The following is a 9,413-nucleotide window of genomic DNA, read 5'->3' on the forward strand; positions in this document are numbered from 1 at the left end:
ATGCAGGCAGGTCAGGAATAGAAGGTCGGCACCGGCAGCGACTGATTCAGCGCCCAGTCGCCCAACTCATGGAGTTTGTAATCCAGCGGGTCGTGCAAAGTTTGCGTGCGCAGGTTGCGCCAGTGGCGGTCGAGGCGCAGGGAGGCGTGGGTCGAACGCGCGCCGGTCACTTCGAACAAACGGCTGCAAATTTCCAGTCCCTGACGGCTGGCAGCGACTTTGGCGGTGGCAATCGCGGTGGCGACATGGCCGCGCTCTTCGGCGCTGAGGTTCGCGCCTTTGGCCCAGGCCTCATCGAGCAATGCCGCCGCGTGTTCGACCAACAGACGAATGCCTTCCAGCGCCACCCAGAACTCGCCGTAATGCGCGAGCACGTACGGATCTTCACGCACATCGCGCGCCGAGGATTTGTGCCAGAGACGGGTTTCACTGAGGGTGTACTGCCGCGCCTCTTCGAAAGCACCTTCGGCAATCCCGAGAAACATGTGTGTGAAGGTCAGCTGTGCGATCAGTGGCCGCAAACAGGCAAACGGCGTGCTCAACGGGCCGGGATCGAGGAGCAGTTCCGACTCTTCAACGCGTACTCGTTCAAACGTCGCGCTGCCACTGTCGGTCTGGCGCTGGCCGATGTTGTTCCAGTCGTTGTGCAGGGTGATGCCACTGCGCCCGCTGGGAATCGCCGCGATCAGCAACTTGCCGCCGGCGCTTTCATCGACGGCGGAGGCGATCAGCATCTGTGAATCGCTGGCGCCGGAACAGAAGCTTTTCTTTCCGGAAAATTCGCGCCAGCCGCCGAGATCCTTGACCACGGTGCGGGTGTCCAGCGGGTTGAGCGCATTGCCCCAGAACCAGTTCTGCCGCGCGGTCTGTTCGAACCACGGCTGCCATTGTTCCGGTCGCGAGAACAGGCGCACGGTGGCGAGCATCAAATGATGAAAGCCGAAAACGTGGGCGATCGAACTGTCGACCTTGGCGAACTCGCGAACGACTTGCAGGGTTTCGCTCCAGCTCGCGCCGAGGCCGCCGTAGCGGGTGGGAATGCTCAGGGCCAGCAGGCCGCTGTCACGCAGGGCATCGCGCTCGGCCTTCGGCGTGCCGCCACGCTCGTCACGCTCGACGGCGGTCAGGGCAAACTCGGCGGCCAGTTGGCGGGCGGTCTGCAGCGGGGATAACAATGTACTTTGCGGTTTGGCGGTCACACGGTGTTCCTCAAAGAATCAACTCAGCCCCCTGTGGGAGCAAGGGATCCGGTTCAGGCACTGGCTTTTGTGGGCAACACATCATTGGCAATCATTTCGCCAAACGGCCCGGTCAGATTGGTCACGCCACGCCCGGCCAGACTCGCGTAAGGCTCGGGCAGCAACGGGAACACCAACTCGGCAAAGCGGTAAGCCTCTTCCAGGTGCGGGTAACCGGAGAAGATGAAACTCTCGATGCCCAGATCCGCGTATTCCTTGATCCGCGCCGCAACTTGTTGCGGATCGCCGACCAATGCCGTCCCGGCACCGCCGCGCACCAGGCCGACACCGGCCCACAGGTTGGGGGCAATTTCGAGGTTGTCGCGACGGCCATCGTGCAACGCCGCCATGCGCCGCTGGCCTTCGGAGTCGAACCGCGAGAAAGACTTCTGCGCCGCTTCAATGGTCTCGTCGCTGATGTGTTCGATCAGTTTGTCCGCGGCTTTCCAGGCCTCTTCGGCGGTCTCGCGCACGATTACATGCAGGCGAATGCCGAACTTGACCTTGCGCCCATGCCGCGCCGCGCGTTCGCGCACATCGGCGAGTTTTTCCGCGACGGCGGCCGGTGGTTCGCCCCAAGTCAGATAGACATCGACCTGTTCGGCGGCCAGATCATGCGCCGCATCGGAGGAGCCGCCGAAGTACAGTGGCGGATAGGGTTTTTGCACCGGCGGATACAGCGCTTTGGCGTTCTGCACCTTCAGGTGTTTGCCGTCGAAATCCACCGCCTCGCCCTGCAACACGCGGCGCCAGATCTTCAGGAATTCATCGGTGACTTCATAGCGCTCGGCGTGACTGAGGAAACTGCCGTCGCCACGGTTTTCATCCGGATCGCCGCCGGTCACGACGTTGATCAACAAGCGCCCGTTGGACAGTCGATCAAGGGTAGCGGCCATGCGCGCCGATACCGTCGGCGAAATGATCCCCGGACGGATCGCCACCAGATAACGCAGACGCTCGGTCAACGGCACCAGCGCCGAGGCGATGACCCACGAGTCTTCGCAGGAGCGCCCGGTGGGAATCAGTACGCCGTGGTAGCCGAGGCTGTCAGCCGCTTGGGCGACTTGTTTCAAATAGTTGAGCGTGACCGGGCGTGCGCCTTGGGTGGTGCCCAGATAGTGGCCGTCGCCGTGGGTCGGCAGGAACCAGAAAACATCCATGAACGGCTCCTCAGGCGATTTTCAGCAAGGGTTTGATTTGTGTGGCGAACAGCGGCGCCGCGCGTTCGGCGGCCAGACGGATGCGCGCCTTCAATAGTTCGCTGGTGATCTGGTAATCGGCGAAGTCGGCTTCAGTGGCGTACACGCCGATCGGCAAGGTCATGGCCTGGAAGAAGCTGAACAGCGGGCGCAACTGGTGATCGAGGACCAGCGCATGGCGTTCGCTGCCGCCGGTTGCGGCCAGCAGCACCGGCGTGTCGATCAGTGCGTTGAGGTCGATCAGGTCGAACAAATGCTTGAGCAGGCCCGGGTAGGAACCGCGATAAACCGGCGCGGCAACGATCAGCAGATCGGCCTGTTCAATGGCCTGCAACTCGGCTTCAACCTCGGCACTGAGCTCCTGACGCGACAGCGCGCCGCCGAGCGGCCGAGCGATATCACCGAGTTCGATCAAATGGCTTTCGATGGTCAAGTGCCCGGCCAGTTCGGCGAGCAAGGCCTGGGTCAGCACCAGAGTGCGCGACGGACGCCAGGTGCCGCCGGAGAGGGCGACGACTTTCAGGGGACGCGACATGATCAGTTCCTTTTTTCAACAGTTGCTCAGCGAGCAGTGAATGAGTCACCGGGTCTGAGCAAACGCTGTACCAATTCCTGGAAGCCCCGGTTTAAAAGGCGTTGAGCGTCAGCGTGGCGTTCGCCCCTGTGAGTAGCGGGGCGCTTTGCTGATTCAGTGTTGGCTGAGCAACAGTTGCTGGAGCAACAGTGCGCAGCGCATGGATGGAGTTATAAAGGCAGTTTGTTATTCCGTAAAAGAACGTTAATTGATATTTATAGATCGTTAGGAGATATGCGGCATTTTGTGTCGAATTCCTGATAGCCACTATTGAAAGCGTTGATTTCTGCGTGAGCGTGCCCGGGCGTAGCCTTTGTCCATCGACTCCCCATTGCTCGCCAGGACGCTCCCATGAATCGTTTACTGACTGTTTCCCTGTTGCTCGCTGTCTCCGTGCTCGCCGGTTGTGCCGGACATGTTTCGCCGGAGCTGCGCCCTTACACCGATGAAGAATCCCGCGAATTGGCGATGGAAGCACTGAACCGCAGCGGCTTGTCTTTCGATGAATACCACGCGAAAAAAGCCCAACTGCTCGGTCAGACCCGGTTCGACAAAAAAGCTGAAATGAGCGCCGAACGTGCCGTACAGCTGCACGGTCGTCCTAGCTGAAAACAAACTGTACTGCTGGAAGTTTTACCCAACTGTCCGTGGGCTTGCCGGGCGGCGTGGGATAGGGTCAACACCTGAATGACCCTGATGGATTGCCTGCCATGAACCTCTCGCTTGACCTGCTGTTGGGCTTTGCCCTGTTTGCCCTTGTCACCTCGATTACGCCGGGGCCGAACAACACCATGTTGCTGGCATCGGGGGTGAATTTTGGCTTCAACCGCACCATCCCGCATATGCTCGGAATTACCTGTGGCTTTTTCGTTCTGGTGGTGGCCGTGGGCTTTGGCCTCGGCGCGGTGTTTCAGACCTACCCGATTCTCTATACGGTTCTGCGCTATGTCGGCGCGGCGTATCTGCTGTATCTGGCGTGGAAAATCGCTCACTCGGGGCCTGTCGGCGACAGCGCCGAAGGCGAGGCGAAGCCGATCAGCTATCTCGGCGCCGCTGCCTTTCAGTGGGTCAATCCCAAAGCCTGGATCATGGCCATCGGCGCCATCAGCACGTACACGCCGATGCAGGGCTACTTCACCAATGTCGTGGTGATTGCTGCAGTGTTCGCCATCATCAACCTGCCGAGCGTCGGCGTCTGGGCCGCCTGCGGGACGTTGTTGCGCAATGTGCTGAAGGATCCGCGCTGGTTGCGCGTGTTCAACTGGGGCATGGCCGCATTGCTGGTGATTTCGCTGTACCCGTTACTTCTCGAAAGCTTTAGCTGACGCATCGCTTCAACCGCAGGCCGGATGCCTGTTAAGCTCGGCTTCAGGAGCGTTCCTACGCACTTTTAAATGAAGTTGTTCTTCTTTAACGGCATCCGATCAGGTATTGATGACGCTCTCGAACCGACGCGCAGCTCACAAGGCTGCGCCGTGCCGTTTGCAGACACGAGCCTCCTGATCCCGGAACACGCTCTGCGAGTCTTTTATGAACACACGTCCGCTGTATTTCGATTACGCCGCCACCACCCCGGTCGACGAGCGGGTCATCCAGGTGATGATCGAGTGTCTGGGGTTTCACGGTAACTTTGGTAACCCGGCGTCCAGCTCCCATGCTTTCGGCCAGCAGGCCCGGCACACGGTCGAGCAGGCCCGCGGGCAGGTCGCCGAACTGGTGGGCGCGCAAGCCCAGCAGATTGTCTGGACCTCCGGTGCCACCGAGTCCAATAACCTCGCCCTCAAAGGCGTAGCTCAGGCGCGCGGGGTATCCGGCGGCCACATCATCACCAGCCAGATTGAACACAAAGCGATCCTCGATACCGCCCGCCAATTGCAGGACGCCGGCATCGCCGTAACCTATCTGGTGCCGGACGCCAATGGCCTGATCACCCCGCAAGCAGTCAGTGAAGCCATGCGTGAGGACACCTTTCTGGTGTCGCTGATGCTGGTCAACAACGAGTTGGGCACGGTCAACGATGTTCAAGCAATTGGCGATGTGGTGCGCAGTCGCGAGGCGTTGTTCCATGTCGACGCGGCGCAAGGCGCCGGTAAAGTGGCTATCGATCTGCAGCAATGGCCAGTGGATCTGATGTCGTTTTCGGCGCACAAACTTTACGGCCCCAAAGGCATCGGCGCGCTGTACGTCGGCCCACGCGCGCAACAGCGTTTACAGGCGCAGATTCATGGCGGTGGGCACGAGGGCGGCCTGCGCTCCGGAACCTTGGCAACGCACCAGATTGCCGGGATGGGCGCCGCGTTTGCCTTGGCCGCCGAGGCCTTCGAGGCCGAGAAAAAAACCATCGCCGAATTACGCGAACGCTTGCTAGAACAACTGCTCAGCCTGCCGGGCGTACGCCTCAATGGCTGCGCCACTCAACGCATCCCGCACACCTTGAGCCTGACCTTCAGTGAGGGCGAATTCAACAGCGCGGCGCTGAGTCATTCGATTGCATTTTCTGCGACCTCGGCCTGTAACTCGGCGAGTAACGCGCCATCCCACGTGTTGTTGGCGCTGGGACATGACGCACATCTGGCCGGTCGCACCATTCGGCTGAGCCTCGGCCGCTTCACCACCGCCGAAGATATCGACAAGGCTGTTCAACTGATCAAGACCGCCTGCGCCAGTGCTCCGGCATTCTGGGCGACAGGGCTTTAAACGAGCCGCCCCAACGGCTACGAACAATAACGATGAAGTGATTAGCAGGAGACATGATGAGTACCCAGACCTCGACCGACGGATCGGTGCCCCAGCGCCTGGCGCACACCCGCGAACTGATGTGCCGCGAAGGCATTCACGCACTGCTGGTGCCGTCCGCCGACCCGCATTTGTCGGAGTATCTGCCGGGTTACTGGCAGGGCCGGCAGTGGTTGTCGGGCTTCCATGGTTCGGTTGGCACTTTGATTGTCACCGCTGATTTCGCCGGCGTCTGGGCCGACAGTCGTTACTGGGAACAGGCGACCAAGGAGCTCAAGGGCAGCGGCATTGAACTGGTCAAATTGCAACCGGGTCAGCCGAGCCCGCTGGACTGGCTGGCCGAGAAGACACCGGAAGGTGGCGTGGTCGCGGTTGACGGTGCGGTGATGGCCGTGGCATCGGCGCGTACCCTGAGCAGCAAACTGGAAGCACGCGGTGCACGTCTGCGTACCGACATCGATCTGCTGCAAGAAGTCTGGAGTGATCGTCCAAGCCTGCCGAATGCACCGATCTATCAGCATCTGCCACCACAAGCGACGGTCAGCCGTGGCGAAAAACTCGCCAAACTGCGCGAAACCTTGCAAGAGCGGGGCGCTGACTGGCATTTCATCGCCACCCTGGATGACATTGCCTGGCTGTTCAACCTGCGCGGCGGCGATGTGTCGTTCAACCCGGTGTTTGTTTCGTTTGCGTTGATCGGTCAGCAGCAGGCCACTTTGTTCGTAGCGTTAAGCAAGGTTGACGCGGATTTGCGCGCGGTGCTCGAGACGGACGGCGTGACGCTGCGTGATTACAGCGAAGTCGCCGATGCCCTACGTGCCGTGCCGAGTGGCGCGAGCCTGCTGGTCGACCCGGCGCGAGTGACCAGCGGTTTGCTGGATAACCTCGACAGCGGTGTGAAACTGGTCGAAGGCTTGAACCCGACCACGCTGGCCAAGTCGCAGAAAAGTGAAGCCGATGCTCGGCACATCCGCAAAGCGATGGAGCAGGACGGCGCGGCGCTGTGCGAGTTTTTTGCCTGGCTGGAATCGGCCTGGGGCCGCGAGCGCATTACCGAACTGACCATCGACGAGAAGCTCACGGCTGCTCGCGAGCGTCGTCCGGATTATGTCTCGCTGAGCTTCAACACCATCGCCGCGTTCAACGCCAATGGCGCGATGCCGCATTACCACGCGACCGAAGAAGAACACGCAGTCATCGAGGGTGACGGCTTGCTGCTGATCGACTCGGGCGGCCAATACCTGGGCGGCACCACGGATATCACGCGGATGGTGCCGGTCGGTACACCGACCGAAGAGCAGAAGCGCGATTGCACGCGGGTGTTGAAGGGCGTGATTGCCCTGTCGCGAGCGCAGTTCCCGAAAGGCATTCTGTCGCCGCTGCTGGACGCCATTGCCCGCGCGCCGATCTGGGCCGACAGCGTGGATTACGGTCATGGCACCGGTCACGGTGTTGGCTACTTCCTCAACGTTCACGAGGGGCCACAGGTCATTGCCTACCAGGCCGCGCCTGCGCCGCAAACGGCCATGCAGCCGGGGATGATTACTTCGATCGAGCCAGGCACCTACCGTCCGGGTCGTTGGGGCGTGCGGATCGAAAACCTGGCGATGAACCGCGAGGCGGGCAGCAGCGAATTCGGTGAGTTCCTCAAGTTTGAAACCTTGACGCTGTGCCCGATCGACACGCGTTGCCTGCTGCCGGCGCTGCTGACGGAGGAAGAGAAACAGTGGTTCAATGACTACCACGCGCAAGTGCGTGAGCGCTTGAGTCCATTGCTTGAGGGTGCTGCGCTGGAATGGTTGAATACTCGCACTGTCGCTATCTGATCCGTTGCAATTCAGGCGCTGTTAGCAGCGCCTGAATGATCGCTTAGCCTTGGCGCAAGGCTTCCTCAACGAAGTCGAGCCGATCCTGGCCGAAGAACAGCTGATTGCCGATAAACATACTGGGTGCCCCGAACACACCGCGTTTAACCGCGATTTCGGTGTTCTCCTTGAGCTTTGCTTTGACGGATTCGTCATTGGTCAGCGCTAATACTTCCTGCGGATCGAAGCCGTGTTTGCTCAGCACGGCGGCGACGGTAGCGGGGTCGTCGAGGCTGCATCCTTCAACCCATAGCGCCGTGAACAGACAATCGATAAACGCCTGAAAGCGTGCTGGCTGGCGCAACTGGATGCCGGTAACCGCACGCATCAACATCAGAGTGTTGATCGGGAAATGCGGATTGAATTTCAGCGGCACCCCGTAGCGTTTCGCGTAGCGGTCCAGATCCTCAAACATATACCGACCCTTCGCCGGAATCATCGCCGGTGATGCGTTGCCGGTTGCCTTGAATACACCACCGAGCAACATTGGAACGTAGATCAGCTCACTGCCCGTCGCGGCGCAGATCTTTGGTAATTGGGTGTAGGCCAGGTAGGTGGCAGGGCTGCCAAGGTCGAAATAGAACTCCACGGTTTTGGTCATTTTCGCGTCTCTGTCGTTATTGTTATGGAGGGCTTACCAGCGTTCGTTCCAGGGACGCAGGTCCAGCTCGAACGTCCAGGCATCCCGTGGCTGACTGTGCAGATACCAGTAGTTCTCGGCGATGTGCTCGGGATTGAGGATGCCATCCTGATCTTTGGTGGCGTACTTCTCGGGGAAACTGTTGCGAATGAAATCGGTGTCAATGGCGCCGTCGACCACCACATGGGCGACGTGGATGTTCATTGGCCCCAGTTCCCGCGCCATGCTTTGCGCCAGTGCGCGAATACCGTGCTTGGCGCCGGCGAATGCGGCGAATCCGGAAGCGCCGCGAAGTCCGGCGGTGGCACCGGTGAAAAGAATCGTGCCGCGATTGCGCGTGACCATGCGTTTGGCCACTTCACGAGCATTGAGGAAACCGGAGAAACAGGCCATTTCCCAAATCTTGAAATACTTGCGCGCGGTTTCTTCAAGAATGCTGCACGGCACGTTGGCGCCGATATTGAACACAAAGGCTTCGATCGGACCGACGCGAGTTTCGATGTCTTCAATCAGCGCGGTGACGTCTTCTTCCTTGCGCGCATCGCAGGCAAAGCCGTGGGCTTCGCCGCCTTCAGCCTTGATCGCGTGCACCAGTGGCTGCAATTTGTCGGCGCTGCGGCGGGTGACGCAGGCTATGAATCCTTCCTTGGCAAAACGCTTGGCAATCGCGCCGCCCGTGGCATCACCAGCGCCGACAACCAATACGACCTTCTTGTTATTCATGGGTGAGCCCCTTTATCAAACGATCGTTAAGTGAACGAACGTTATGCTAGGATCCAGACAACGTCAAGGCAGTCGATTCGAGGGCAAATACATGCGTTACTCCGCCAATCACAAGCTGGAAACCCGGGAAAAGCTATTGCAGAGCAGCGCGCTGTCAGCAAAGCGCTCCGGGTTTTCCACGGTGGGCGTCGATGGTTTGATGAAGGCTATTGGATTGAGCGGTGCGGCGTTTTACAGCCACTTTTCGTCGAAAGATGCGTTGTTCACTGCCATTGTCGAGCGAGAGTTATGTCAAAGCCTCGAGCGACTGGGAGGCGAGGGCGCGAAGGATCGTGAGCGTCTGGAGCGCTGTCTTAAACATTATTTGAATATGGCCCATGTTGAGCAGCCTGAATCGGGTTGCGCGTTGCCGGCCTTGGGCGCGGAAATCGCCCGTTC

Annotated in this window: 10 protein-coding genes (1 of these 10 cut by a window edge); 5 read left to right on the forward strand and 5 right to left on the reverse strand. The window is 60.0% G+C overall.

What is annotated here, in order from left to right; all coding sequences use genetic code 11:
• Window positions 1–11: 11 nt before the first annotated feature.
• Genes HUW52_RS11175 through msuE form a run of 3 tightly spaced genes read right to left on the reverse strand, consistent with a single transcriptional unit; the run spans window position 12 to window position 2,972 of the window.
• Window positions 12–1,199 (reverse strand): acyl-CoA dehydrogenase family protein, encoded by a 1,188-nt coding sequence (locus tag HUW52_RS11175; protein ID WP_175553661.1) that lies wholly within the window; start codon window positions 1,197–1,199, stop codon window positions 12–14.
• Between the two features lie 53 nt (window positions 1,200–1,252).
• Window positions 1,253–2,398, reverse strand: coding sequence for an FMNH2-dependent alkanesulfonate monooxygenase (gene ssuD / locus HUW52_RS11180; protein WP_007949711.1), 1,146 nt, complete (start codon window positions 2,396–2,398; stop codon window positions 1,253–1,255).
• 10 nt (window positions 2,399–2,408) lie between these two features.
• Window positions 2,409–2,972, reverse strand: a complete 564-nt coding sequence (msuE, locus tag HUW52_RS11185) for an FMN reductase (RefSeq protein WP_016985421.1) — start codon at window positions 2,970–2,972, stop codon at window positions 2,409–2,411.
• Between the two features lie 390 nt (window positions 2,973–3,362).
• Here msuE and HUW52_RS11190 point away from each other — a divergent pair, with 390 nt between their 5' ends.
• The 4 genes from HUW52_RS11190 to HUW52_RS11205 all read left to right on the forward strand — a co-directional run bounded on the left by HUW52_RS11190 (window position 3,363) and on the right by HUW52_RS11205 (window position 7,573).
• Window positions 3,363–3,620, forward strand: a complete 258-nt coding sequence (locus tag HUW52_RS11190) for a hypothetical protein (protein WP_016985420.1) — start codon at window positions 3,363–3,365, stop codon at window positions 3,618–3,620.
• Between the two features lie 101 nt (window positions 3,621–3,721).
• On the forward strand, window positions 3,722–4,336 hold the full coding sequence (locus HUW52_RS11195) for a LysE family translocator (RefSeq protein ID WP_034155169.1): 615 nt from the start codon (window positions 3,722–3,724) through the stop codon (window positions 4,334–4,336).
• A 205-nt stretch (window positions 4,337–4,541) separates the two neighbouring features.
• Window positions 4,542–5,708, forward strand: coding sequence for an aminotransferase class V-fold PLP-dependent enzyme (locus HUW52_RS11200; protein WP_175553662.1), 1,167 nt, complete (start codon window positions 4,542–4,544; stop codon window positions 5,706–5,708).
• 56 nt (window positions 5,709–5,764) lie between these two features.
• Window positions 5,765–7,573: an aminopeptidase P family protein gene (locus HUW52_RS11205; protein WP_175553663.1), complete on the forward strand. Its 1,809-nt coding sequence runs from the start codon at window positions 5,765–5,767 to the stop codon at window positions 7,571–7,573.
• 43 nt (window positions 7,574–7,616) lie between these two features.
• Here the strand turns inward: HUW52_RS11205 and HUW52_RS11210 are convergent, their stop codons facing one another.
• Together HUW52_RS11210 and HUW52_RS11215 are read right to left on the reverse strand one after the other, a co-directional pair.
• Window positions 7,617–8,213 (reverse strand): 2-hydroxychromene-2-carboxylate isomerase, encoded by a 597-nt coding sequence (locus HUW52_RS11210; protein WP_175553664.1) that lies wholly within the window; start codon window positions 8,211–8,213, stop codon window positions 7,617–7,619.
• A gap of 33 nt (window positions 8,214–8,246) precedes the next feature.
• Entirely contained in the window at window positions 8,247–8,975 is a 729-nt protein-coding gene (locus tag HUW52_RS11215; RefSeq protein WP_175553665.1) for an SDR family oxidoreductase, read from the reverse strand.
• Between the two features lie 91 nt (window positions 8,976–9,066).
• On the opposite strand from HUW52_RS11215, the gene HUW52_RS11220 reads away from it, so the two are divergent.
• Window positions 9,067–9,413, forward strand: partial view of a TetR/AcrR family transcriptional regulator gene (locus HUW52_RS11220; protein WP_175553666.1) — the 5' portion only. The gene runs 217 nt beyond the window's last position; 347 of the gene's 564 nt are visible here — the first part of the coding sequence; it begins with the start codon at window positions 9,067–9,069; its stop codon lies beyond the right edge, outside the window.

Origin of the sequence: Pseudomonas sp. 43A (assembly GCF_013363935.1) — a bacterium.
In the GTDB taxonomy this organism is placed as follows: Bacteria; Pseudomonadota; Gammaproteobacteria; order Pseudomonadales; family Pseudomonadaceae; genus Aquipseudomonas; species Aquipseudomonas crudilactis.